Here is a 25,146-nt window from a genome sequence, read left to right on the forward strand (position 1 = left end):
GTGCCGGGCGGAGCTTACCGGCTCTGTTCTGCGGGGTTATGAGCGATAGCCTCCAGCCATGAGCTTTCTGGCCGGCCTCAACGACGCCCAACGCCGGGCGGTGGATCACCACGAAGGCCCTCTGCTGGTGGTTGCTGGTGCTGGCAGTGGTAAGACCCGCGCCCTCACCCATCGCATTGCGCACCTTATTGGTGCCCATGGGGTTGATCCGGCCCATGTGTTGGCGGTGACCTTCACCAACAAGGCTGCCCGGGAGATGAAGGAGCGGCTGGAGCTTCTTCTGGCCCAGCGTCTGGCTCAAAGCCAGTTCGGACAGCCTTGGAGCACGTTGCCGGCTGTTGAACAGAGACAGTTGCGCTCCCGCATCTACAGGGAGGTCACCAAAGAGCTCTGGATTGGCACCTTTCACGCGCTGTTTGCGCGGATGTTGCGGTTCGATATCGACAAATTTAAGGATTCCGAGGGCCTCACCTGGACCCGCCAGTTTTCGATTTACGACGAGGCCGATGCCCAGAGCCTGGTTAAAGAGATCGTCACCCAGGAGTTGCAGCTCGATCCCAAGCGTTTCGAACCCAAGAAGGTTCGCTGGGCGATCAGCAACGCTAAGAACCAGGGTTGGCTGCCGGATCAGCTGGAAGCCAACGCGGAAGGGCAGCGTGGAAAGCTCACTGCGGAGACCTATCGGCGTTACCGCAGGGCCCTGGCCGCCAATAACGCCCTCGATTTCGACGATTTGCTCTTACTGCCTGTTCAGCTGTTGCAGCAGAACGAGCAGGTTTGCAGTTACTGGTACCGGCGGTTCCGGCACGTTCTGGTGGATGAATACCAGGACACGAACCGCACCCAATACGAATTGATCAAATTGCTGGTGACGGGCGGGAAGGATCCCCAGAACGTTGAGGACTGGGGTGGACGTTCCGTTTTTGTGGTGGGCGATGCGGACCAGAGCATCTACAGCTTCCGGGCCGCGGATTTCACAATCCTGATGGGGTTCCAGGATGACTTCGGCGATCGAGAGCCGGATGACTCCACCCGCACGATGGTGAAGCTCGAGGAGAACTATCGCTCCACTGCGACGATTCTCGAGGCTGCCAACGCACTGATCGCCAACAACAGTGAACGGATCGACAAAGTGCTGCGGCCCACGCGCGGTGAAGGTGAGCTGATCAGCCTCACGCGCTGTGATGACGAGATCGCTGAGGCCGAAGCCGTCGTGCATCGGCTGCGGATGCTGGAAGCAGCCCACCCGGATCTGAGCTGGGGGGATATGGCGGTTTTGTACCGCACCAATGCCCAGTCCCGAGCGGTTGAGGAATCGCTGGTGCGCTGGGGGATTCCTTATGTGGTGGTGGGTGGTCTGCGGTTTTACGACCGGCGTGAGATCAAGGATCTGCTGGCTTATCTGCGACTGCTCGTGAATCCAGCTGACACGGTCAGCCTGCTGCGGGTGATCAACGTGCCCAAGCGGGGCATCGGCAAGACCACGATCCAGCGCTTGACCGATGCGGCCAATCAACTGGGGATCCCGCTGTGGGATGTGGTGAGTGATCCCGAAGCGGTGCGCTCCCTGGGCGGACGCTCCGCGAAAGGTCTGCTGCAGTTCTGTGAACTACTGAACGACCTGAGGCAGCAGGTGACTGAAGCGGCTCCATCGGAATTGATTCAGCAGGTGATGGAAAAGAGCGGCTATGTCCGCGAACTGATCACGGAGGGAACCGATGAGGCGGATGAGCGTCGGCGCAACCTGCAGGAGCTGGTGAACGCCGCGCTGCAGTTTCAGGAGGAGAACGAGGAGGCTGATCTTGAAGGATTTCTCGCCACCGCTGCCCTCTCCAGTGATGCCGATAGCAAGGACACAGCCGCCGATCGCGTCACTCTGATGACATTGCACAGCAGCAAGGGACTGGAATTCCCCGTGGTCTGTCTGGTGGGACTGGAGCAGGGTCTTTTCCCCAGCTTCCGCTCCCTCGATGACCCCGCTTCCCTTGAGGAGGAACGGCGGCTCTGCTACGTGGGGATCACCCGTGCCAAGGAACGGCTGTTCCTCTCCCACGCCAGTGAACGGCGCTTGTGGGGCGGTATGCGTGAGGCTGCCGTGCCGTCGATCTTCCTGTCGGAACTTCCTGAGGCTTTGGTGCAAGGCGACCTGCCCCAGAGCGGCGGTGCTTCCCTGAGGCGAGAGCGGCGGTTGGAGCGGCTCACCCGTGTTGATCGTGATGTGACGTCGTCGCCTCCGGCGAACGCCGTTCGGCGGAGGCATGCCGGGCCCGCCCCCGGTCGCAGCTGGAGTGTTGGCGACAAAGTGACCCACAGCAGCTTCGGAGTTGGCGAGATCACCCACACCTTCGGCAGTGGCGAGAAGGTGTCGATTGCGGTGAAGTTCACAGGGATGGGACCCAAGATCCTTGATCCACGCCTGGCGCCCATTGAGCCAGTCGACGAGGCCTCATGAAAACCATTTCTTAGTTTTTCAAACCTGTCTTGCCTCAGCGCTGCCGAGGGACAGACCATAAAAGTTGCCGACTAACCTCCTCACCAATCCAAGATCGCCAGTGTCGACTTTCAGCCAGGTGATTCCGATCTTCATCGGCTACGACCCGCGCGAACGGGCTGCCACGAATGTTCTGATTGACAGCCTTTATCAACTGAGCAGTGTGCCGCTAGCGATCACACCACTGGTGACCCCGCAATTGGAGCAGCAGGGTCTGTATTGGCGTGAGCGTGATCCAAAGCAGAGCACGGCGTTTTCATTTACCAGGTTCCTGGTGCCGCATCTGATGGACTACAGCGGCTGGGCAATCTTTATGGACTGCGACATGCTCTGCCGCAGTGACATCAAAGCTCTCTGGGATCAGCGGGATGAGCAATACGGGGCAATGTGTGTCCAACACGAGCACATACCTGGGGAAACAGTGAAGTTCCTGGGGGAGGTCCAGAGCGCTTATCCCAAAAAGAACTGGAGTTCGCTGATGTTGCTGAACTGCAGCCGCTGCCGAAAGCTGACACCTGACTTTGTCAATAAAGCCTCAGGCTTGGAGCTTCATCGTTTTCATTGGCTTGAGGGTGATCATGAGATCGGTGCGATCCAGGGAGGGTGGAACCACCTGGTCGATGTTCAGACCCCTCCTGAGGTGATGAATAAGCCTCCGATGCTCCACTGGACTTTGGGAGGGCCTTGGTTTCGTGAGCAGCGGACCATGGGTGGAGCGCTGGCCGCAGAATGGTTCAGTGCCCGTGACGATGCCATGAAGCTCTGGGATTGATGGCGATTCAACGCGCGCTCGTCGCAGTCCCGGCTCGCCTGCAGTCGTCTCGACTCCCAAACAAGGTCTTAGCGGATATTGGGGGGAAGCCCATGATTCAGAGGGTGCTGGAGGGATGTGTTCAGGCCTCTCAGGTGGAGACCGTGGTTCTGTGCACCGATAGCTCTCAGCTGCATGATCTCGCGGTGCAATGGGGTTTTCCCGTCTTGATGACCTCAGGGGACTGCAGTTCCGGAAGTGAAAGGATCGCTTCAGTGGCGGATGCGTTGCTGGCACTTGCCTGGGGCGATGCAGCCCCCAGTGCAGCTGAAACGGCTGTGATCAATGTGCAGGGGGATCAGCCGTTCATTGATCCGATCACCATTGATGCAATGGTGGCTGAATTTCGACGGCGTGATCCTCTCCCTGCCGTGGTCACTCCGGTCTATGGCCTTCGGCCGGAGACAGTGCACAACCCCAACGTGGTGAAGACTCTGCTGGCCCATGACGGCCGTGCGTTGTATTTCTCCCGCTCGGCGATTCCCCACGTTCGCGATGTAGACCCTGCTGAGTGGCATCAGCACACCACGTACTGGGGCCATGTTGGGATGTATGGCTTCCGAGGAGATGTTCTCGCGGGTTGGGATCAGCTTCCAGCCTCGCCACTCGAGGATGTCGAGCGTCTAGAGCAGCTTCGCCTTATCGAAGCTGGCCTCACCATCGCCACCTTTGAGGTGCAAGGGACGTCCTTGTCCGTCGACACCGCTGAGCAGCTGGAGCAGGCCAGGGCGATCGCTTCAGGTCGCTAGTCGTTCCGATCTCTCCAACCTTGTTCGCTTAGTTGCTGCCAGCGTCCTTTCGCTCGCAATATCCGTTCTGCCAGCTCTCTCACAGCACCGTGTCCGCCAGAACGGCTCAGCACTGCATTGGCTCCACGACGAACCGGGCCGCATGCGTCGTTGGGAGCCAGCAAAAGTTTCACCACAGGACGTACAGCAAGGTCGTTGAGGTCATCCCCCAGAAAGGCAGTTTCGCTTTGAGGTCTCTCCAGCTCCTTTTGCAGAGCGATCAGAGCGGCAGGTTTGTCCTTGATCCCAACCAGACAGTGGCGAATCCCCAGTTGATCTGCACGCACCTGGGTAGCGCCCCCCTGACCGCCGCTTAGAAACACCACCTCCAGCCCCTCCTGCTGCAGCAGACGAATGCCGAGTCCGTCGCGGACATCAAAGCGTTTGGTTAGCTCTCCATCGGCGTTAAACCACAGTCCGCCATCGGTGAGCACTCCATCGACATCGAGTACTAGCAGGTTGATCTGCCGCAAGGTCTGGCGAATCAGGCGCCAACGCAGCTCCCTCATGCCAAGCCGGCTTGGACGAGATCATGCAGTCGCAGCAACCCGAGCATGCGCTTCTTGTTGTTCACCACAGGCAACACCGAAATCGGCTTGCGACGATTGCGTTCCATGCGTTCCAGGGCGTTGACGACCAGCACATCTCCTTCGACGGTGATGGGGTCGGCTGTCATCAGATCCTTGGCGGTGAGATCGGGCCAGGATTCAGTCCCATGCTCCTGAAGGGCACGCCGCAGATCACCATCGGTCAGGATTCCCACCAAGGCCCCAGGTTGAGCGGGGTTTTCGACCCATCCACTGCCGATTCCATCACGTGTCAGTCCCCCAATGACCTCCGGTAGGGATGTGCTGGGTTGCATCGGATGCAGTTTGCTGGCGGGGACCATCAGATCAGCGGCCGTCAGCGTCAGCTGTTTGCCAAGGGATCCTGCTGGGTGATTCAGGGCAAAATCTGCCGGAGAGATTCCCCGTCTTTGCATCCACACGGCTGCCAGGGCATCACCGATGGCCATGGCAACTGCGGTGCTCGCGGTTGGAGCAAGATTGAGAGGACAAACTTCGCGATCCACCCCAGCGATCAGCACCACATTGCTGCCTCGTGCAAGTGACGATTCAGCACGGCCAACAATGGCAATGCGTCCGGTTCCTCTCCGCTTCAAATGGGGTAAGACCTCAAGAAGTTCTGCCGTCTCGCCACTGTTGGACAGCATGAGGCAAACATCCTCAGGCGCCACCACCCCGAGATCACCATGCAGGGCATCAAGAGGATTGAGGAATAAGGCCATCAGGCCAATCGATGAAAAGGTCGCAGCAATCTTGCGAGCCACGATCCCGCTTTTGCCTACGCCTGTGATCACCAGCTTTGCCTTGCGATCGGCACAGTGATCCAACAGTGCCAAAGCGGATTCCACTTCGTCACTGTTGAGACGTTCCGCTGCCGAAGCGATGGCAGATGCTTCCTCTTGCAGGCAGCGTGTAAGAGCAGACACGTGCTCGATCCGAGATGATCAGGCCATTGTCGTGCACACCTCGCGATGGACATACCAGGTGTGCCAACCGCATTGCTGGAAGACCTTCGTCACGCTGCAACGAGCGCGGGGGCAACTCGGTTGGCTCTTGTCGGTGGTGTGGTCCGTGATGGTCTGCTGCACCGCGAGCAGCAAAGAACCTGGACTGGCGTCACCGATCTGGATCTGGTGGTGGAAGGAGACGCTTCCGCCGTTGCATCCGCACTGAAGCAACGCTGTGGACCGAACCGGTTGACCCGCTGCCTCGAGCACGCCAGCTTCGCGACGGTGGCGTTGACGCTGGATGGCCTGGCGGTGGATCTGGCGACCGCCCGTGCTGAGACCTACCCGGCTCCGGCCGACAATCCCGTGGTGCGGCCAGGCTCCCTGGAATCCGACCTGGTGCGGCGTGATTTCACCATCAATGCCATGGCCCTTGATCTGCTTTCTGGAGAGCTGATTGATCGTTTTGACGGGCGCGTCCATCTGGCGGCACACCAGCTTGTGTTTCTGCATCAGGGAAGCGTTGCGGATGATCCGACCCGTTTGATTCGCGCTGCCCGCTACGGCGCACGGCTGGGTTTTGATCTCAGTCCAGATGCCCTGGATCAGGTTCAGTCCACCATCGCCAAATGGCCCTGGCCTTGGCACCCAGGCGATCAGGCTGATCCGTTTCCCCCTGCACTTTCCACGCGATTGCGGATAGAACTGGACCGCCTGCTGGACCATGAGCCCTGGCAACAGGGCCTGGATCTTCTCGATCGTTGGGGGGCTTTGTCCCTGATTGACGTCGGCTTGCAACGGGATACTCAGCGGTCCAGGCGTCTGCGCTGGGCTCAAAGTTTGGACATGCCCCTGCTGCCAGCCCTGTTGACGGCCGCGGATCACCCGCTGGAAACGGCACGACGGTTGCAGTTGTCTGGGGTGCAGCTGTGCTGGCTTGAGCAGCTTCCGTCCCTGCGCCAATGGGCTGAGAGCGATGCGCCGCCTCTGAAGGCCTCGCCCTCTCAGTGGACCCAGGCTTTGGAACGTGGCGGTTGGTTCCCAGGCACGGTGGCTTTGCTGATTTGTGAGCGACCGCAGAACTGGCGTCCCCTGCTGCGCTGGTGGGGCCGCTGGCGTCATCACCGCTCCTCGTTAGCGGCTCGCGATCTGATTGCTGCCGGCTGGGCGCCGGGCCCTGCCCTTGGGGCCGAGCTCCAGCGCCTGCGCCTGGTGGAGCTTGATCAGGGTCGATGAGGCATCGGCTGCATTGGGATCTGCTTCTCGCTGTTGTTGTGGCAGCAGCGTTCGCGCTGCGTTGTCTGCTGCTGATGGATGCCACCGGCCTCTGGAGCGATGAGCTCTACAGCGTGGGCAAAAGCTTCCAGGCCAGTCCTGCGGCCCTGATTGCGATGCTCCGGGAGGACACCCACCCGCCCGCTTATTACGCCCTGCTTTGGATCTGGGGACAGGTTGTTGGGCAGAGTCCGATCACGCTGCGCTTGTTCTCTTGGCTCGCCTACCTGGCGGGAGGGCTGGTGATGGTGGCTCAGTCCAGAGCGCTTGGGGGACAGCGTGTGGTCCCCTTGGCTCTGCTGCTGGCCTTCTGCAGCCCTTTTCCTGTCCGTTTCGCAATCGAGGGCAAGAGCTATGCCTTGCTGGTTCTGGTGGTGGCGCTGGCCTGGTGGTGGCGTCGGGCGGAACGCCCACTTCTTTATGGCTGCGCGGTGGCCTTTGCCTCGCTCACGCACTTCTATGGCCTTTTTCTGTTTTTAGCGACCGCGTTTTGGGACGGGTGGAAGCAGCGCTGGTCCATGGCGTTTGCAGCAGGACTGGCGGTCCTGCCCAGTCTTGGCTGGATCGTGTTTGCCTCCTCCTATCTGTTGAGCTCTCGTTCCGGTAGCTGGATCGGTCGGCCGGATTTCGCTCTGCTGGAAGACACCCTGGCGCGGGGTATCGGCGTCTGGCCCATTCCCAAGCTGGTGCTGCTGGCCGTGTTGCTGGTGCTGTTACGCCGCTGGGGGAGTCAACGGTCGCAGTCCTGGAGCGACCCTGATCTGCTTGATCGCAGTGGGCTGATCCCTTCCGCTGTGATGACCGGGGTCGTGGTGCTCGTGTCTTTCTTCAAACCCCTCGCCTTCAGCCGCTATTTCGTGGTGATGTTGCCGGCTCTGCTGCCCTGGCTGGTGATGCAGTCGCTGGACTGGAGCCTTGATCGCCGCGGACGCTGGCTGGTGAATGCTGCCCTGATCGTGCTGCTCATCAGCTGGTGGGGGCCTGGTTTTGCCGAGTTGGATCCGGTCGTCGGTGGCGTCCGGAGTGGCGTCCGGGAACAGGATCACTTCCGCGCCGTCAGTCAGCGTGCGGCTGGCTTGGAAGAGCGCTACTCACCACGGGCGCGACTCTTGAATCTCAGCGACCGCATGGAGTGGTCGATGGGGAGGCTTGAGCAGCCAGTCGGCAGTTGGCAGGGTCCGCGTCTGCTCAGGGCCCGTCTTGAGGACACCACGCCTCCAGCCGAACTTTGGTTGGCCAGCAGTGGTCCTGAACGGGCGATGCAAAAGAAGCTCAGACCTCTCGAGGAGATGATGGAGCAGGCCGGCTACATCTGCGCGGAGGAGGCATCAGATCTCAGCCATGCTCGGCTGTTGCACTGCCAATCTGGGTCCAGGATCCCTGAGAGATGAGCGTCATGGCGGCGGGCTTGCTGCAGCTCACCAGGAGCGGTCCACAGGTTTGGGGATCCACCAGCAGCTCCTGCAGAACTGAGGGGCTCTGCCCTGTCATTGAAATGCTTCTGTCGAGCAACGCCAGGGCTCGGCGATTGGCCGGTGCCAGGGTGCTGGCCAATCCCTTATCCAACAGCTCGAGAACACCGTCGTAGGCCGGGATGGCTGTGGCATCCAACTCCACGTGCATGTCTGAGCCAGCCAGCATTTCCCCGAGGTGTCCCAGCAGCCCGAAGCCGGTGATGTCGGTGCAGGCATGCAGGGCATCTCCGAGTTCCAGGAGTTGTTCGACCAAGGGGTGCTGGCTCTGGCTCATCCGCTGCAATGCAGCGTCAAGGTGATGGGGGTCAGCGGCTCCGCGCATGGCAGCGGCGAAGAGCACGCCGGTTCCCAGGGGTCGGCTCAGCAGCAGTACGTCGCCGGCCCGCATCCCCTGTTTGCTCCAGATCCTTGGTGCGGTGCCGTTAACGCTCAGGCTGACCTGCACACCAAGACTGTCCGGTAGCGGTGGTGCATGGCGGGCTTCCAGCGTGTGGCCTCCGACCAGGGAGGCGCCCTGCTGCTCGAGGGCCGAGCGGATCCCGGCCAGGGTTTGCCCGAGCAACTGTTGCTGCTGCGTCAGTTCGGTGGCGGGCAATGTGATCACGGCCATGGCGCTTGTGGTGCGGGCACCGCTCGCCCACAGGTCTGAACAGGCATGCAGGGCGGTCAGTCGGCCGTTGAGCCACGGGTCGCTGACCAGGGCCGGGAAACCGTCAACGCTCTGAAGCAGTGATGCTTCGCTGCTGATCAGCACGGCATCCTGCGGGCTGGTCCCCAGGCTGGCTAACCCGGCGTCTGCCAGGGCCGCGGCGAGAGACTCTGCAGGCAACTTGGCTGCACAGCCCCGGCAGGCCATTGCTTGATCGCCGTCCTTGGCGGATGTCTGCATGCCTGCTGCTGGCGCGAACCCCGCCATGAAGCGCCGATCGATCCGTTCTTTCCATCGCCACGCAAGGGAGCTGGCCCCCAGGCGCCAACGACCCCTGCGACCCCAGGCACGGCGTCGGTCGTTCTGGCTGAGGTCGCCGATCAGTTGGAGGGCCGATGGCTGGGGTCGCCACGGCCGTGCCGTTTCGCCCCTGCAGAGGGCTTCCACATTGCGGGCGAGCGGCCGCGCTGCTCGAACAGCCCACACGCCTGAGGCGGGTCGAGGCGCGTTGACCAGCACCGCACAGTCACCGCTGGCGAAGATGTCGGTATGTCCCACAACGTTGAGGCGGGCATCGGTGCAGACCCGCCCGTGCCTGTCGACCGAGAAGCCACAGTCCGACAGCCATGCTGGGGCCCGGCTGCCGCTGCAGAGGAGCACTGGACCTGTGGCGGTGTCTTCGTCGGTGACCAGCCGAATGTCGGCGTCGGCCATGGCCTGCCGGATCTGACGATCCAGCTGATTCAGGCGGGTCTGCAGTTCCAGAGTGCGCTGCGGCCAGCGTCGGCGCAGCGCCAGGACCACCTCGATGCCAGCGGGTCCAGCGCCGACGACGCGAAACGGGCTGTGAACCTCGGTGTCCTGCCCGTCCAAAAAAGCCAGCGCCGGCTCCAGCGGTTTGATGGGGACTCCTGCGGCAGTTGGTCGCGATATCGCTCCAACATTCAGGCTCAGCAATCCGTATGTCAGCGGTGGTCGGCTGTCCAGCAGCAGTTGTCGGCGATTTGGATCGATCCCGGCAATGTTGGCGCTGATGAACGCCGCTCCAGCTCGATCGCAGAGATGGCGCAGGTTGATCTCGACTTCGTCACGGCGATAGAGGCCGGCGATCAATCCCGGAACCATGCCGGAGTAAAGCGCTGTGCTCTGACGGTTCACCAGGATGAGAGTTCGTTTTGGCCGCGTGCGCGGCTGCATCGCCCAACGTTTGAGGAGCAGGGCATGGCTGTGCCCCCCGCCGGCCAGCAGCAAAGCTCCCTGGTTGTTCACGCCGCTGTGCGATAGCCGCTGGGATTGGCCTGCTGCCAGGTCCATCCATCGCGGCATATGTCCAGCAGGGAGCGTTTGGCACGCCATCCCAGAGCTTCTTCGGCCAGATCAGGACAGGCTTCCAGCCTTGGCACATCCCCTGGACGGCGTTCCACTACTTCAAAGGGGATGGTCAGACCGGTGGCCTGCTCGAAGCCGTGAACCACCTCAAGCACCGAAAGCCCCTGACCTGTACCGATGTTGAGGGTGAGATGGCTGGATGGACCCTGCTTCAACAGGTGGCTGATGGTGGCGCAATGGGCTTCGGCGAGATCCATCACATGCAGGTAGTCACGGATGCCTGTGCCATCCGGCGTCGAGTAGTCCGAACCGAAAATGCGCAGCTTTGATCGTCTCCCGGCTGCCACCTGGGTGATGAATGGGAACAGATTGTTGGGAATTCCAAGAGGGTCTTCTCCGATTCGGCCGCTGGGATGAGCCCCTACCGGATTGAAGTATCGAAGACTGGCAACGCGCCATTCGCTTTGACGGCAAAGGGCCTGCAGCAGCTGCTCCACGGCCACCTTCGTCTGGGCGTAGGGGTGGATTGGCGCCGTTGGCATGCCCTCATGCAGCGGAAATGTGTCTGGTTCGCCGTACACCGTTGAGGTGCTGCTGAACACGATGGTGCGGCAGCTGTGCCGTTCCATCGCTGCGGCCAAAACGCGACTTCCATTGAGATTCACATCCCAGTAGAGCAATGGGTTGGCCACCGACTCGCCGACAGCCTTGAGGCCGGCGAAATGAATCACACCATCGATGGGGCCGCGGCTTTGAAAGGCTCGATCGACCGTCTCTGCATCCCGGATGTCCCCCTTCAGCACGTGCAGTGCTGTACTGCCGCTCAGTTCCTTCACCCGTTCGAGGGCCAGCGGGCTGCTGTTATCAAAGCTGTCGAGGACCACCAGCTCGTAGCCCTGTTCAAGCAGGACAACGCAGGTGTGGCTGCCGATAAAACCAGCTCCGCCGGTGATCAGCAGACGGTTGGCCATCAAAAATGCTGGTCCGGAAAGACCTGATTCTGGATCAGGCCTTCAAATCGCCTGTCACTGCGGGGGTTCATCCCTAAGGTTCAAAAACCGACGGTCTTGAAGTGGAGAGTGGATCAGCGGTTGCTGAGTTGAAACGTTTGATCGGCTCCGATGGCCGGGCGCTGCTTCAAAAGTTCAATTTGCTGCGCCCGCTGGTTGAACAGATGGTGATCGCCGAGTCCGTCTCGCAAACCCCGGTGGATGACGACTCCCTGATGCGTGCCCGCCAGGGTCTGCTTGAGCGTCGCGGTTACGAGACGATGGAGGAATGGCCTCAACTGCTCGAGGAGTTGGGTCGTCCGGAACAGGCGGTGCTTGACCAGCTGAAGCGGGGCATTCAACAGAGGGCCACGGCCAGAAATCAATTCGCTGTGAAGGCGGAAGCGCGTTTCCTCGAACGCAAAAACGAGCTTGATCAGGTTGTTTACAGCCTGTTGCGGCTGGAGAACCGCTTCCTCGCCAGGGAGTTGTATCTGCAGATTGAGTCCGGCGAATCCAACTTCGCTGATCTGGCCAAACGTTATGCCGAAGGACCGGAGCGCAACACCAATGGAATTGTTGGACCCGTTCCCCTTACCCAGGCCCATCCGTCGCTAGTTGAGAAATTGAGAGTCTCCCAGCCAGGTGTGCTGCTCGAGCCTTTCCGGATTTCCGACTGGTGGCTCGTGGTGCGTTTGGAGCGTTATTCGCCAGCCACATTCACCGATGAGATTTCAGATCGAATGTGCCGGGAAATGTTTGATGAGTGGATCAATGAGCAGACCACAACTAGTTTGAGCCAACTGAACGGGAACGTCGACGCCAGCGCCCACTCATGACGACGTCACCTCCGTTTCCCCTGCTCAAGCATCCGGCCTTCAAGGGTCTCAGCGACTCCGGTGCTGCACGTCTGCGCCAGGGCACCAAGGTGCTTCGCTTTGAACTCGGCCAGCAGCTTGTTGAGCCGGATGACATCCCAGCCAGGGTGCTGGTGGTGCTCCAGGGGCAGGCGCGTCTGGTGGGGCGTCATAACGGTCGGCTGACCACCGTTGGCAAATTCGGCCCCGGCAGTGTTCTGGGTGCCGCCAGTCTGTTGGTGGGAAAACCCTGTGAAAACATCGTCGCCTCGCAGGAGGTGGTGGCCTGTTCGATCAGCGATGAGCTCTGGAGTGATCTCTACATCTCAGAGACGGACTTCCAGGGTTGGTGTGATCGTCAGATCTGGCCTCAGGAACTGCTCCAGCTCCTTGAAGTGCTTGCCGAACGTTCCGCCAGTGTCGAGGACACGGCCATTGAGTTGCTTGAGGACGGTCTGAAGCTGGCGCAGCGCTGTGCAGCAGAGACGGCTGCCATCGACGCGGCCCTTGCCGAAGGGCAACTCCTCTTCCTCTCCTCGCACTGGGGTTCGGATGAGATCGGTAAGGCTGTCCAGTCCGAGAGCGACCTTGAATCCAGCGGGAGCTTCCGTTCGCGTCTTGTCGCCCTGGCCCCGGAGTTCCAGCAACGCCTTTCGCAGACACTCCCCCCTGCTGATCCGGAAACGGACGGGGACAGTGCTCGTGGAGATCTGATTCCCTTTGAGGATTCAGAAGCGGGAGAAACACTGCCTCCGGTCAGCCGCTACAGCCCGGAACGCAATGTGGTCGACAGCCTGCGGCTGATCCGAGCAGACGGCCCACTGCAGGAGACCCTGGCCTGTTTCCAGATGCTGGCGCAGCTGATGAAGTTGCCGTTTCGTCGTGATTCGATCGAAAAAGTCCTCCAGGACAATCTGCGCCGAGGACTGACGCCCAATCTCCAGCTTTGTGGTCAGCTCGCGGCGAGCCTTGGGCTGCATGTGATGGCGGCGCGGGTGCCCGCCGCTGCCGGCACACGACTCCAGGTTCCATCGCTGGTGCCTTGGAAAAACGGATTCGCTCTTGTGGTGGCCAGCCATGAACGGGCGCTGAAGCTGGCTTCTCCGAAGCATGGGATGGTCACGCTGCTTCCGGATGACCTTGAGGAGAATTTCCCGGAAGGAATCGAATTGCTCCTGATGGAGCGATCCAACGCGACACCGGATCAGAAGTTCGGGCCTGGTTGGTTCTGGCCGGCGCTGAAGCGTTACCGGGGTGTTCTCACTCAGGTGTTGGCGGCCAGTTTCGTCGTCCAGCTGTTCACGCTCGCCAACCCTCTGCTGATTCAGGTGATCATCGACAAGGTGATTAGTCAGCGAAGTCTCGACACCTTGCAGGTTCTCGGCATCGCTCTCGTGGTGGTGACGATCCTCGAGGGTGTGCTCGGCAGCCTCAAGACCTTTCTGTTTGCGGAGACCACGAACCGGATCGATCAGCGTTTAGGTGCAGAAGTGATCGACCATCTGCTTCGTCTGCCGCTCGGCTACTTCGACCGTCGCCCGGTGGGTGAACTGGGGACACGGGTCGCTGAACTCGAGAAGATCCGCAACTTCCTCACCGGACAGGCCCTCACCACGATTCTGGATGCCGCTTTTTCGCTGATTTATATCGCCGTGATGGTGATCTACAGCTGGTTGCTCACCCTGATCGCCCTCTGTGTTCTTCCGATCCAAATCGGCTTGACCATTCTTGGGGCACCCCTGTTCCGCCGTCAGTTCCGCGCTGCTGCTGAAGAAAACGCCAAAACCCAGAGCCATCTGGTGGAGGTACTCACCGGCATTCAGACGGTGAAGGCTCAGAACGTGGAGATGGTGAGTCGTTGGCGCTGGCAGGAGTTTTATTCCCAGTACATCGCGCGCACTTTTGAAAAAACGATCACCGGGACGGCTCTGAACCAGACCAGCCAGGTGCTTCAGAAAATCTCCCAGCTCATGGTGCTTTGGATTGGTGCCTCGATGGTGCTCAGCGGTGATCTGACCCTCGGCCAGTTGATTGCTTTCCGAATCATTTCGGGATATGTGACCCAGCCACTGCTGAGGTTGTCGACGATCTGGCAGAACATCCAGGAGCTGCGTGTCAGTTTCGAGCGCCTTGCCGATGTGATCGACACGCCGGAGGAATCGGATGAGGTGGATAAATCGAAGGTGATGCTGCCTCCGTTGCAAGGTCTGGTGCGCTTCGAGGATCTGTCCTTTCGTTTCCGTCCAGGCCAGCCGGAAGTCCTCAAGGACGTGAATCTGGAAGTTCCGTCTGGAACGTTTGTTGGCATCGTCGGCCAGAGCGGCAGCGGCAAAAGCACGTTGATGAAGCTTCTGCCTCGTCTTTATGAACCTGGAGAGGGTCGCATCCTCATTGACGGCTACGACATCGGCAAGGTGGAGCTCTATTCGCTGCGCCGTCAGATCGGCATTGTTCCCCAGGACCCGTTGCTGTTCAGCGGCACGGTGAGTGAGAACATCGCATTGACCAATCCCGAAGCCTCCAGCGAAGAGATCGTGCGGGCGGCCCGATTGGCGAATGCCCACGAATTCATCATGGATTTGGCCAGCGGCTACAGCACTCCAGTGGGTGAACGGGGAGCTGCCCTCAGTGGTGGTCAGCGCCAGCGTGTAGCCATTGCACGAACCCTGTTGAGCAATCCGAAGCTGCTTGTCATGGATGAGGCGACCAGCGCCCTGGACTATGAAACTGAGCGCAAGGTCTGCGACAACCTGCTGGAAAACCTCAACGACCGCACGGTTTTCTTCATCACGCACCGTCTTTCCACCATCCGCAATGCGGACATGATCGTGATGCTGGATAAGGGAGCCATCGTCGAAGTCGGCACCCACGACGAGCTGATGAATCATCGCGGGCGTTACTACGCCCTTTATCGCCAACAGGGGGACGCCTGATCATGAAGCTGAATCCTTTCAAGCGCTTTCGGGGCGGTTCCTTGGCTGAGCAGCCGGAGGTTGAGGACGTCACTGGATCGACCGTGTCGATCACCAAGTACGACGAGTCCGTCCTGCAGCAGAGCCGTTTCTGGATGCGAACGGTCACCTGGACTTTGATCGGCACCACGATTTTCGGTGTGGCCTGGCTGGCCCTGGCACGCACCGAGGAAATCGTCGTGGCGACAGGAAAGCTCGAGCCGATTGGTTCAGTGAAAAAAATTCAAATGCCTGTTGGAGGCGTTGTACAGCAGATCCTTGTGAAGGATGGTCAGGAGGTTCAGGCCGGCCAGGTGCTGATCAAGCTTGATACCGAAACCAGTGAAGATCAGAAAGAGGCGTTTGAAAGTCAGATCAAATCCACGGAGCAAAGTCTGAAGCTCAAGGCTGAAGAGCTCAACCTCAAAAAAAAGGAGTTGCAAAGCTATCTCGATATGAACCTTCAGGAGCAGTCCATGCTGCGTAACAAGTTGCAGTTGGAAATTGAGATTCTCAGTCGTTATGAGAAACTTTCCTTGGAAGGTGCGACGGCTGAGCTTCAATATTTATCCCAGAAAAATACTGTTGAAGAAACTCGTGGCCGCTTGAGGCAGTCCCAAGTCGATCGTCTTCGCCAAACTGCAATTCTCAACCAAAGTATTCAGCAACTGGAGCAGTCAATCCAGCAACTTAATGTTCAGCTTGCTGATCTGAAGGCAAAATTAACTGAGAGTCGTGTCACGCTGCGCTACCAGGAGCTGAAGTCACCCGTTCGTGGGTTGGTGTTTGATATGCAGCCCACCTCTCCTGGTTACACGGCCCAGAGCACAGAAACCGTGATGAAGATTGTTCCTTATCGCCAGGATGGGCCAGGGGGGGAAGAGGACTATGGCGCTCTGGAGGCAAGGGTCGAGGTGCCTAGCAACAAGATCGGATTTGTCCGCACCGGTATGGAATCGGATATCAGCATTGATTCCTATCCATCCACAGATTTCGGTGTGCTCCAGGGTGAAGTGACCAAGGTCGGATCAGACGCCCTGCCGCCCGATCCTCAGGAACAGCGTCAGGAACTGGCCTTCCCCGTGACGATCACATTGGCCGATCAGCAGCTCAAGCTGAAGAGTGGAAGCAATCTCCGGCTCGGAGTCGGCATGAGCTTGAGTGCCAACATCAAGCTGCGCAAGGTGTCCTATCTCCAGCTTCTTCTGGGTGAGTTCCAGGACAAAGCAGAGTCTTTGCAGAGGCTCTAAGTTCGATGCGGATTCTGTTCATTCACCAGAATTTTCCTGGTCAGTATCTTCATATTGTCCAGAGATTGGCGCAGCATGGCAATCATCAGCTTGTTGCCCTTGGTATCAACCAGCTGGACAAAAGCAGGCCTATTTCTGATTCGCTGAACTATTTTCAATATCGGCTTGATCGAGGAAATACAAAGGGTGTCCATCCGCTTGTGATGGAAACAGAAACCAAGATGATTCGCGCTGAAGGTTGCGCCCGTGCTGCTGAACAGTTGAAGCTGAAAGGATTTACGCCCGATGTGATTTTGGCTCATCCGGGTTGGGGAGAGCCCATGTTCTTGAAAACGATCTGGCCTGATTCGCCGTTGCTTTGTTATCAAGAATTTTTCTATAAAGAGCACGGTTTTGATTCTAATTTTGACGCTGAGTTTCAGGAAGATCGTTCCTGGGGAGCGCAAGCAAAACTCATTATGAAAAATGCTTATTTGCATTTAACGCTTGAGCAGTCTGATTGGAATGTTTCTCCGACGCATTTCCAGGCCAGCAGTTTCCCGCCCTTTTGGCGCCAACGCATCAGCGTGATTCATGACGGAGTTGATACGGAGCGGGCCAAGCCGAATACCAGTCCCGATCCCTTAACTCTCCCGGATGGAACCGTGCTGGAGGCGGGGCAGCCGATCGTGACGTTCGTGAACCGGCGACTTGAGCCCTACCGAGGCTGTCACACGTTCATCAGAGCGATCCCTCTTCTTCAGGAACAATGCCCAGAGGCTCGCATCGTGATTGTTGGAGAGACCAAGGGGGTGAGTTACGGCGCCGCCTGTGAAGAGGGCGAATGGGGAGATCGTTTTCTGGCTGAAATTGATGGCCGCTACGACCCTTCCAAGGTGCATTTCACCGGAACTCTTCCTTATGCGAGTTTCATTCCCCTGCTGCAGCTGAGTGCTTGCCACGTCTATCTCACTTATCCGTTCGTGATGAGTTGGAGCCTGCTCGAAGCGATGGCCTGCGGTTGCGCTGTTGTGGGCTCCGATACGGCTCCTGTGCGGGAGGCAATTCGCCATGGGGAAAACGGTTTATTGGTTGATTTCTTTTCGTCTGGCGATCTGGCGACGGCTGTGGCTGAGCTGCTGAGAGATCGGGAGCGTGCTCGTGTCTTTGGCGAAGCTGCGCGCGAGACGGTTCAACGGACTTATGAGCTCAATGCCTGTGTGTCCCGACATCTGGCTCTGATCAATTTGGTGGCCAGCGGTTCAATCGGAGCCTGAAGCGGCAAACTGGAGCGCTGATTGCGATCGTTCGTCTTGACGCAACTGAAGAGCCTCCGGGGCATGGTGGATCTTCTGCCGGACGCTTTGCAGCGCTGGCAAGCGGTTGAGGCTGCGGCACGCGAACACTTTCGTCGGTCCGGCTTCGGCGAAATCAGGACGCCATTGCTGGAAAACACAGACTTGTTCTGCCGTGGCATCGGAGAGGCCACCGATGTTGTGGGCAAGGAGATGTATACGTTTCAGGATCGTGGCGAGCGTTCTTGCACCCTGCGACCGGAGGGCACGGCTTCCGTGGTTCGGGCTGCTTTGGAGCATGGACTGTTGAGTCAGGGCCCACAGCGGCTGTGGTATTGCGGCTCCATGTTCCGCTATGAGCGACCCCAGGCTGGACGTCAACGCCAGTTTCATCAGATCGGCGTTGAGTGGTTGGGGGCTTCCAGCCCTCGCAGTGATGTCGAGGTGATCGCCTTGGCCTGGGATTTGCTTGATCGGCTTGGAGTTGGTGGCCTCGAGCTCGAGCTCAACAGCCTTGGTTCGATCGAGGATCGTCAGGCCTATCGGTCTGCGCTGGTGGGTTGGTTTCAGGAACGGCGCGATGCGTTGGACGACGATTCCAGGTCGCGTCTGGAGAGCAATCCACTGAGGATTCTGGATTCCAAGAATCCTGACACCCAGGATTTGCTGGAGTCGGCTCCCCGCCTGATTGACGCTCTTGGCTCTGACAGTCGGGAGAGATTCGACAGTGTGCAGCATGGTCTTCATGACCTTGGCATTCCCTTTCGCTTGAACCCTCGCCTGGTGCGGGGCTTGGATTACTACGGGCACACCGCCTTCGAGATCACCAGTGACCAGCTCGGCGCGCAAGCCACTGTCTGTGGTGGTGGTCGTTACAACGGTCTGGTAGAGCAGCTGGGTGGTCCTTCAACCCCAGCCATCGGCTGGGCGCTGGGACTGGAACGGTTGATGCTGGTGTTGGAGTCTGCCGCCTCTAAGGATTCATCCGGACCTGCTGCGCGACTAACGGAAGTCCCAGTCCCCACGGCTTATTTGGTGAATCGTGGAGACTCTGCTGAGCGGGCTGCGTTGGTGTTAGCCAGACAGCTCAGACGTGCAGGACTTTCCGTGCAGCTTGATGACAGTGGAGCCAGCTTTTCTAAGCAGTTCAAGAGAGCTGACCGCTGCGGTGCAAAACAGGCTTTGGTTATAGGTGATGATGAGATAAAGAACGGGATTGTCCGCATCAAAGTCTTGCAACAACAGGCAAGCGAAAGCACCTTTTCACTCGGGGATATCAACCTAATTGTGGATCATCTTAAGGCAAGCTGAAATGAATATTCATCTGGTTACTGGCGGCGCTGGCTTTCTCGGCTCACACCTGATTGATTGGTTAATGGAGGCTGGGGAAGAGGTGATATGTCTGGATAATTATTTCACGGGTCGTAAGTGCAACATTGAACGCTGGATTTCACATCCGCGCTTTGAATTGATACGTCACGATGTTACTGAGCCGATTAAATTAGAGGTCGATAGGATTTGGCATCTTGCTTGCCCTGCATCGCCGATTCATTACCAAACCAACCCAGTGAAGACCGCCAAAACGAGTTTTCTTGGGACTTACAACATGCTTGGTCTGGCAAGGCGTGTGGGAGCGCGTTTGCTCTTAGCTAGTACCAGTGAGGTGTATGGGGACCCTGAAATTCATCCCCAGCCAGAGTCTTATCGTGGTTGTGTAAATCCCATAGGGGTTAGAAGCTGCTATGACGAAGGGAAGCGAATCGCTGAAACACTTTGCTTTGACTACAAAAGAATGAATGGTCTTGATATACGAATAGCGCGAATTTTCAACACTTATGGGCCTAGGATGTTGATTGATGATGGTCGGGTTGTCAGTAATTTCATCGTTCAGGCTCTCCGCGGAGAGCCGCTTACGTTGTATGGCGATGGAGGCCAGACTCGTTCCTTCTGCTATGTCAGTGATTTGGTGGAGGGTTTAATCAAATTAATGAACGGTGAGCAATCGGGTCCTGTGAATCTCGGTAACCCCGATGAATTCACAATTCGGAGGCTGGCTGAGCTCGTGAGGTCCAGGATTGATCCCAGTTTGGAATTGATCTACAAACCTTTGCCTGAGGATGATCCACGTCAGCGATGTCCACGGATAGATACAGCGCAGCAAGCGCTGGGATGGCAGCCGACTGTGTCACTGGAGCAAGGATTGGGAGCGACGATCGACTCCTTTCGTAGTGTCCTCAATCTGGAGATGAGGTCAGGAGCGTGAGGGTCCAACGGATCTGCTGCATCGGTGCCGGATATGTCGGGGGGCCGACCATGGCGGTGATTGCCGATCGTTGCCCCGATGTCCAGGTGACTGTGGTGGACATCAACCAAACTCGCATCGATGCCTGGAATAACGCTGACCTTGCTCAGCTGCCCGTCTACGAACCCGGATTGGATGCAGTTGTCGGGCGTGCTCGCGGTCGAAATCTGACGTTTTCAACGGCTGTGTCTGAGGCGATTGCCTCAGCCGACATGGTGTTTATCTCGGTCAATACCCCAACCAAGACCAAGGGATTGGGTGCTGGTCAGGCGAGTGATCTCCGCTGGGTTGAGGCATGTGCTCGAGAAGTCGCCCTTGCTGCAACTGGCCACACCATTGTCGTGGAGAAGAGCACATTGCCTGTCCGAACGGCTGAGGCGATAAAAACGATTTTGGAGGCAGCCCACGATGGCAGTGAGATGCGATCGTTTTCGGTGCTGTCTAACCCTGAATTTTTGGCAGAAGGAACAGCGATTCGGGATCTTGAGACGCCAGACCGTGTGTTGATTGGCGGTGAGGATCAATCGTCCATTGATGCTTTGGCGGAGGTGTACAGCCATTGGGTTCCTGCCAACCAAATCCTCCGTACCAATTTATGGAGCAGTGAGCTCTCGAAACTCACTGCTAATGCCTTCTTGGCTCAAAGGATTAGCTCCATCAACTCTGTGGCGGCTCTATGTGAAGCCACTGGTGCCGATGTTCGGGAGGTTGCCCGCGCGATAGGTACCGATAGCCGCATAGGGCCAAAATTTCTTCAATCAGGACCAGGTTTCGGAGGTAGTTGCTTTCAAAAAGACATCCTGAATTTGGTGTATCTCTGCCGATATTTTGGATTGCCAGAAGTCGCTGATTACTGGGAAAGTGTTGTGACGCTGAATACCTGGCAGCAACATCGGATTTCACGTCTTGTGGTGCAAAAGTTGTTTGGCACTGTTACCGGCAAGAGACTGGCGATATTGGGGTTTGCCTTCAAGGCTGATACCAACGACACGCGCGAGGCTCCCGCCATTCGTATTGCTGGTGATCTTCTGGAGGAGGGGGCTCAATTGGCGATTCATGATCCCAAGGTCATGGTCAGTCAGATCGCTCGTGACTTGAAATTGGAGTCATCAGGAACCAGCGAAGGGCTCAGTGGAATTGGCAGTTGGGGGCAAGCCACATCGGTTGAGGAGGCAGTCAACGGAGCTGACGCAGTTTTAATCCTGACGGAGTGGCGCGACTATCAGTCGCTCAACTGGAAGTCCCTTGCTGCTCGGATGCGAAGACCAGCTTGGGTCTTTGATGCTCGTGCGGTTGCCAATCCCATCCAGGTGAAGGAGGCAGGTCTCATGCTTTGGCGTGTGGGTGACGGCGCTCAGTGAGCCGCACGGTTGTCGTTACCGGAGCTGCTGGCTTCATCGGAGCTGTTTTAACGCAACGTCTTCTCCAGCGGGGCGATCGCGTTGTTGGTCTTGACAATCTCAACAGCTATTACGACCCCTCTCTGAAACAGGCGCGCCTGGCCCAGATCACGGCCATGGCTCCTGAAGGCCAATGGCGCTTTGAGCGTGTGGCCCTCGAGGAGGGAGAGGCCTTGATGGCCCTGTTTGCCGAGGAGTCACCTCAGGTGGTGGTGAATCTGGCGGCCCAGGCGGGGGTTCGTTACTCGCTCGACAACCCCGCCGCTTACATCCAGAGCAATCTGGTGGGCTTCGGTCACATCCTTGAGGGCTGTCGCCACCATGGCGTGCAGCATCTTGTGTATGCCTCCAGCAGTTCGGTGTACGGGGGGAATCGCAACCTCCCGTTTCACGAGCGACAGCCTGTGAATCATCCCGTGAGCCTTTATGCCGCCAGCAAAAAGGCCAACGAATTGATGGCACACACCTACAGCCACCTCTATGGATTGCCCGCCACCGGGCTGCGCTTCTTCACGGTGTATGGCCCTTGGGGCCGCCCGGACATGGCCCCGATGTTGTTTGCTCGCGCCATTCTCGCCAGCGAGCCCATCAAGGTGTTCAATCACGGCCGGATGCAGCGGGACTTCACGTACATCGATGACATCGTCGAAGGGGTGCTGCGCTGTTGCGACAAACCTGCAACAGCTGATCCCCTGTTTGACCCACTGCAGCCTGATCCTGCGACGGCAGCTGCTCCGCATCGGGTGTTCAACATCGGCAACAGCCAACCCACTCCCCTGCTGCGCTTCATTCAGGTGATGGAACAGGCGCTCGGGCAAGAGGCAATCAAGAACTTTCAGCCCATGCAGCCAGGAGATGTGGTGGCGACGGCAGCCGATACCCAGGCACTGGAGAACTGGGTGGGATTTCGACCTTCAACATCGATTGAACTTGGCGTTGAGCGTTTTGCTCAGTGGTATCGAAGCTTTTACGCAGTTTGATCAATGCATCCCGCGATGGCTGACCAAGATTGTTCGTTCTTCCGTTGATGCCATAAAAAAATCGGCCCTATGACCGATTTGATGATGGATTCAAGGAATGCTGATCCGCTGATGAATCAATCAAAAAGCACTGGATGTCGATCAAGCCGAACCAACGCCTGTGTAGGAGCCATAGAAGAAAAGACCCACCACGAACAGAACAGCCATTCCACCTGCCGTGGCAACCAGCCAGAGAGGTAAAACGCCTTCAGTCCAGCGGGAACGCCACGGAACGGCCGGGCGACCATCAGGAAGACGATCAGGAATTCGACCGTCGGGGAAGGGAGACTTCTTTCCGCTCATGGGACTCAGACCTCAGTTGAAGAAGTAGCTGGAGAACAGCACACCGGTGGTGAACACAAACAGCAGGCCCAGAAACAGGCTGGTGCGATTGAGTTCAACCGGAAGATTGTTCGGATTGGGATTGCGTTCCATTTCGGTGTGACTCAGCGGCGGATGAATTGCATCGCGGCGAGGGCGCCGAGGAAGAACACCGTTGGCACACCCAGGGTGTGAACGGCAAGCCAACGCACCGTGAAGATCGGATAGTTGCGTGGCGTGGTGGACATTGGAGCCTGTGTCATGGCTTATTTCAAGCGAACGTCAAGTTGGTCTTTGCCCTCAAATCGCTGGCTCACAACAGGAGCTCTGCTTTCAGTTGCCTGAAAGTAAGCATCCGGACGGGGGGTCCCAAATGCGTCATAGGCAAGGCCTGTGGACACGAATAGGAATCCAGCCAGAAAGATCGACGGAAGAGTCACGGCATGGATCACCCAGTAGCGGATGCTCGTAATGATTTCGAAGAACGGCCGTTCTCCGGTAGAGCCTGCAGCCATGGTCTCGGGCGTATCAGCCAGGAGATCCTAAAGGGCAGTCCAGGGTGGTCGTCGGTGCTGGTCCTCTCCAGTTACACAGCGTTGCCGACCCAGCGCAGAAGATTGCCCCGTTCACCAAGCACAAAGGCGTGTTCTTCATCCAACACGATGCGGGTGAAATTGCTCGGTTGACTGTCTCCGACTGGATCGATCTCCCAGTTATCGCCATTGTCATGACTCACCAGCAGGGTGCCGTTTCCTCCTCCGGCCCAGATGTCCCCGTTCTCATCCCAGGCCATATCCAAGTAGCCGTAGCCATTGGTGATGGGAATGATGGGCTTGCTCCAGCTCTCAAGATCGCCGGGATCATCGTTTAAACGAATTTGAGCGCCGCGGGCCACCATCCAGAGGTTCCCGTCGGACTGGTAGCCGATGCTCTGCAATCTCTGGCTGCTGACGCGTTGATGCACTTGCCACACCGCATCACCGGGCTCCCAGGTGGCATAGAAGTTGCCAAGGCCGCTCACACTGACGTAGCTGCCGTCGTCGCTGCGGCGAAGATCGCGAACGGCACCTGCCGCATCAGTCACTCTGGCTTCCCAGCTTCCACCGCCGTCGTGGGTCTCGTAAACGGCTCCGACGTTGGTGGCCAGTTCTGCGGAATTAGAGGTCAAGGCCGTAATGAGATACGGCTCACCTGGCAGTTTCGTGTCGAGAAACAGACGGGTCCAGTTCTGACCGGCATCGGTGCTGTGCATCAGCAGTCCGGGTTGGCCGGCGATCCAACCTTCCTGTCCATTGAAATCGATACTGATCAATCGGAAGTTTTCTTCGTCTGGTAGGTCGAGGCTTCGTTCGCTCCAGCTCTGGCCTCCGTCATCGGTTTCCTGGATCATTCGATTGCTACCCACCAGAAAGCCATGGTTGGCATCGGTGAAGGCCACGTCCAGGGGATTGGCTTCCGTGTCCAGGTTCTGCGCTTCCCAGGGACTGATGGCAGCGATCGGGAGTCGTGTGGTGACGCAGCCGCTGAGGCTGACGCCGAGAGCCATCACAAGCGCCAGGTTGAGGATGGAGGTCAGCAGTCGGTTCATGGCTGGGCTGGTTAGCGGAGGGAGTAAAGCGAAAGGAAGAAAGCGAAGGCCAGAGCCAGACCTCCGAAAATAAGGACGTTTTTCTGACCAGGGGTCAGGCGATTCACACCCAGGCCGTAGTCAAGATTCTCGTCGAAGCCGCTAGCTTTGCTGCGGGGACCGATGTCACGGAAGGCCGCCACCCTGCTCCGACAGACCGGACAGCGGAAGCTCATCGGATCAAGATCCTCAAAAGCCGTGCCGGCAACAATCCCCACTTTCTTGACGCCCTCGTCGGGGTCGTAGACGTAACCGCAGCTGCGGCATTCAAAGCGGTGGGTGCGGGGGTCGCTCTCGGTTTCCGCTGCGGCAGTCAGCTCCGATGCGATCTCCGGCGAAGCGCTCGTGTCCTCAACGGACTGAATCTCGTCGCTCACCACGTTGATGTCATGCCGGAAGACTCTATCGACGTCATCTTCCGTCAGTGAGTGCCAGACTGCTCCTTGACTATGGGGACGCCCATGTTCGCCCTGCCCGGCTACGACGCCTTCCTCGGCTTTCTACTGATCGCCGCTGCCGTCCCGGTTTTGGCACTGATCACCAACAAGCTGTTGGCTCCCAGGAGCCGCGCAGGTGAGCGCCAGCTCACCTACGAATCCGGCATGGAACCGATCGGCGGGGCCTGGATTCAGTTCAATATCCGCTACTACATGTTTGCCCTGGTCTTCGTCATTTTTGACGTGGAGACCGTTTTTCTCTATCCATGGGCTGTTGCATTTCATCGATTGGGCCTTCTGGCCTTCATCGAAGCGCTGATTTTCATCGCAATCCTGCTAGTGGCCCTCGCCTATGCCTGGCGCAAGGGCGCCCTTGAGTGGAGCTGAG

The 25,146-nt window shown here is 58.3% G+C and carries 24 protein-coding genes; 14 read left to right on the forward strand and 10 right to left on the reverse strand.

Going from position 1 to position 25,146, the window contains the following annotated elements; genetic code table 11:
- The first annotated feature begins 58 nt into the window (after positions 1–58).
- From SYN9616_RS0112715 to kdsB, 3 genes are all read left to right on the forward strand, one after another.
- Entirely contained in the window at positions 59–2,452 is a 2,394-nt protein-coding gene (locus SYN9616_RS0112715) for a UvrD-helicase domain-containing protein (RefSeq protein WP_028953424.1), read from the forward strand.
- Between the two features lie 100 nt (positions 2,453–2,552).
- Complete coding sequence (locus SYN9616_RS0112720; RefSeq protein WP_028953425.1) at positions 2,553–3,263, forward strand: hypothetical protein; 711 nt, start codon at positions 2,553–2,555, stop codon at positions 3,261–3,263.
- Positions 3,263–4,051 (forward strand): 3-deoxy-manno-octulosonate cytidylyltransferase, encoded by a 789-nt coding sequence (gene kdsB / locus SYN9616_RS0112725; protein WP_028953426.1) that lies wholly within the window; start codon positions 3,263–3,265, stop codon positions 4,049–4,051. Before SYN9616_RS0112720 ends, kdsB begins: the two co-directional genes overlap by 1 nt.
- On the opposite strand, the gene SYN9616_RS0112730 is transcribed toward kdsB, so the two are convergent.
- Positions 4,048–4,599, reverse strand: a complete 552-nt coding sequence (locus SYN9616_RS0112730) for an HAD family hydrolase (protein WP_028953427.1) — start codon at positions 4,597–4,599, stop codon at positions 4,048–4,050. The genes kdsB and SYN9616_RS0112730 overlap by 4 nt on opposite strands.
- Positions 4,596–5,582: an SIS domain-containing protein gene (locus SYN9616_RS0112735; RefSeq protein ID WP_028953428.1), complete on the reverse strand. Its 987-nt coding sequence runs from the start codon at positions 5,580–5,582 to the stop codon at positions 4,596–4,598. Before SYN9616_RS0112735 ends, SYN9616_RS0112730 begins: the two co-directional genes overlap by 4 nt.
- Before the next feature lie 120 nt (positions 5,583–5,702).
- Here SYN9616_RS0112735 and SYN9616_RS0112740 point away from each other — a divergent pair, with 120 nt between their 5' ends.
- Together SYN9616_RS0112740 and SYN9616_RS0112745 are read left to right on the forward strand one after the other, a co-directional pair.
- On the forward strand, positions 5,703–6,839 hold the full coding sequence (locus SYN9616_RS0112740; protein WP_369791933.1) for a CCA tRNA nucleotidyltransferase: 1,137 nt from the start codon (positions 5,703–5,705) through the stop codon (positions 6,837–6,839).
- Positions 6,836–8,269: a hypothetical protein gene (locus SYN9616_RS0112745; RefSeq protein ID WP_028953430.1), complete on the forward strand. Its 1,434-nt coding sequence runs from the start codon at positions 6,836–6,838 to the stop codon at positions 8,267–8,269. The genes SYN9616_RS0112740 and SYN9616_RS0112745 overlap by 4 nt, the downstream gene beginning before the upstream one ends.
- Here the strand turns inward: SYN9616_RS0112745 and selD are convergent.
- Both selD and galE read right to left on the reverse strand, forming a co-directional pair.
- Entirely contained in the window at positions 8,214–10,316 is a 2,103-nt protein-coding gene (gene selD, locus SYN9616_RS0112750; RefSeq protein WP_084218357.1) for a selenide, water dikinase SelD, read from the reverse strand. The genes SYN9616_RS0112745 and selD overlap by 56 nt on opposite strands.
- Positions 10,268–11,302, reverse strand: a complete 1,035-nt coding sequence (gene galE, locus SYN9616_RS0112755; RefSeq protein ID WP_028953432.1) for a UDP-glucose 4-epimerase GalE — start codon at positions 11,300–11,302, stop codon at positions 10,268–10,270. The genes selD and galE overlap by 49 nt, the downstream gene beginning before the upstream one ends.
- Before the next feature lie 128 nt (positions 11,303–11,430).
- On the opposite strand from galE, the gene SYN9616_RS0112760 reads away from it, so the two are divergent.
- From SYN9616_RS0112760 to SYN9616_RS0112795, 8 genes are read left to right on the forward strand one after another with little or no spacing between them, the layout of a single operon-like run.
- Positions 11,431–12,159 (forward strand): peptidylprolyl isomerase, encoded by a 729-nt coding sequence (locus tag SYN9616_RS0112760; RefSeq protein WP_232200442.1) that lies wholly within the window; start codon positions 11,431–11,433, stop codon positions 12,157–12,159.
- Positions 12,156–15,110 carry a type I secretion system permease/ATPase gene (locus SYN9616_RS0112765; protein WP_028953434.1) on the forward strand — a complete coding sequence of 985 codons (2,955 nt, stop codon included), beginning with the start codon at positions 12,156–12,158 and terminating at the stop codon, positions 15,108–15,110. Before SYN9616_RS0112760 ends, SYN9616_RS0112765 begins: the two co-directional genes overlap by 4 nt.
- Before the next feature lie 2 nt (positions 15,111–15,112).
- Positions 15,113–16,378, forward strand: coding sequence for an HlyD family secretion protein (locus SYN9616_RS0112770; RefSeq protein WP_028953435.1), 1,266 nt, complete (start codon positions 15,113–15,115; stop codon positions 16,376–16,378).
- Between the two features lie 5 nt (positions 16,379–16,383).
- Complete coding sequence (locus tag SYN9616_RS0112775; RefSeq protein ID WP_028953436.1) at positions 16,384–17,634, forward strand: glycosyltransferase family 4 protein; 1,251 nt, start codon at positions 16,384–16,386, stop codon at positions 17,632–17,634.
- Positions 17,635–17,670: 36 nt separating this feature from the next.
- Positions 17,671–18,963, forward strand: coding sequence for a histidine--tRNA ligase (hisS, locus tag SYN9616_RS0112780; RefSeq protein WP_028953437.1), 1,293 nt, complete (start codon positions 17,671–17,673; stop codon positions 18,961–18,963).
- A 1-nt stretch (position 18,964) separates the two neighbouring features.
- A complete protein-coding gene (locus tag SYN9616_RS0112785) occupies positions 18,965–19,915 on the forward strand; it encodes a UDP-glucuronic acid decarboxylase family protein (RefSeq protein ID WP_028953438.1) in 951 nt (316 codons plus the stop codon).
- Entirely contained in the window at positions 19,912–21,315 is a 1,404-nt protein-coding gene (locus tag SYN9616_RS0112790) for a nucleotide sugar dehydrogenase (RefSeq protein WP_028953439.1), read from the forward strand. The genes SYN9616_RS0112785 and SYN9616_RS0112790 overlap by 4 nt, the downstream gene beginning before the upstream one ends.
- A complete protein-coding gene (locus SYN9616_RS0112795) occupies positions 21,312–22,334 on the forward strand; it encodes an NAD-dependent epimerase (RefSeq protein ID WP_028953440.1) in 1,023 nt (340 codons plus the stop codon). Before SYN9616_RS0112790 ends, SYN9616_RS0112795 begins: the two co-directional genes overlap by 4 nt.
- A 141-nt stretch (positions 22,335–22,475) precedes the next feature.
- Here SYN9616_RS0112795 and SYN9616_RS0112800 read toward each other — a convergent pair whose 3' ends face one another.
- From SYN9616_RS0112800 to SYN9616_RS0112825, 6 genes are all read right to left on the reverse strand, one after another.
- Positions 22,476–22,676 (reverse strand): photosystem II reaction center protein J, encoded by a 201-nt coding sequence (locus tag SYN9616_RS0112800; RefSeq protein WP_028953441.1) that lies wholly within the window; start codon positions 22,674–22,676, stop codon positions 22,476–22,478.
- A gap of 12 nt (positions 22,677–22,688) precedes the next feature.
- On the reverse strand, positions 22,689–22,808 hold the full coding sequence (locus tag SYN9616_RS0112805) for a photosystem II reaction center protein L (protein WP_028953442.1): 120 nt from the start codon (positions 22,806–22,808) through the stop codon (positions 22,689–22,691).
- Between the two features lie 11 nt (positions 22,809–22,819).
- Complete coding sequence (gene psbF / locus SYN9616_RS0112810) at positions 22,820–22,957, reverse strand: cytochrome b559 subunit beta (protein WP_028953443.1); 138 nt, start codon at positions 22,955–22,957, stop codon at positions 22,820–22,822.
- 3 nt (positions 22,958–22,960) lie between these two features.
- The gene (gene psbE / locus SYN9616_RS0112815; protein WP_028953444.1) at positions 22,961–23,209 is read right to left on the reverse strand and encodes a cytochrome b559 subunit alpha; all 249 of its coding nucleotides are present in this window, start codon (positions 23,207–23,209) and stop codon (positions 22,961–22,963) included.
- Positions 23,210–23,280: 71 nt separating this feature from the next.
- Entirely contained in the window at positions 23,281–24,282 is a 1,002-nt protein-coding gene (locus SYN9616_RS0112820) for a photosynthesis system II assembly factor Ycf48 (RefSeq protein ID WP_028953445.1), read from the reverse strand.
- Between the two features lie 11 nt (positions 24,283–24,293).
- Positions 24,294–24,698, reverse strand: coding sequence for a rubredoxin (locus SYN9616_RS0112825; RefSeq protein WP_028953446.1), 405 nt, complete (start codon positions 24,696–24,698; stop codon positions 24,294–24,296).
- Between the two features lie 84 nt (positions 24,699–24,782).
- Between SYN9616_RS0112825 and SYN9616_RS0112830 the strand changes: the two genes are divergently transcribed.
- Positions 24,783–25,145: an NAD(P)H-quinone oxidoreductase subunit 3 gene (locus SYN9616_RS0112830; protein ID WP_028953447.1), complete on the forward strand. Its 363-nt coding sequence runs from the start codon at positions 24,783–24,785 to the stop codon at positions 25,143–25,145.
- The last annotated feature ends 1 nt before the right edge of the window (position 25,146 follow it).

Source organism: Synechococcus sp. CC9616 (assembly GCF_000515235.1).
Taxonomy (GTDB): Bacteria; Cyanobacteriota; Cyanobacteriia; order PCC-6307; family Cyanobiaceae; genus Parasynechococcus.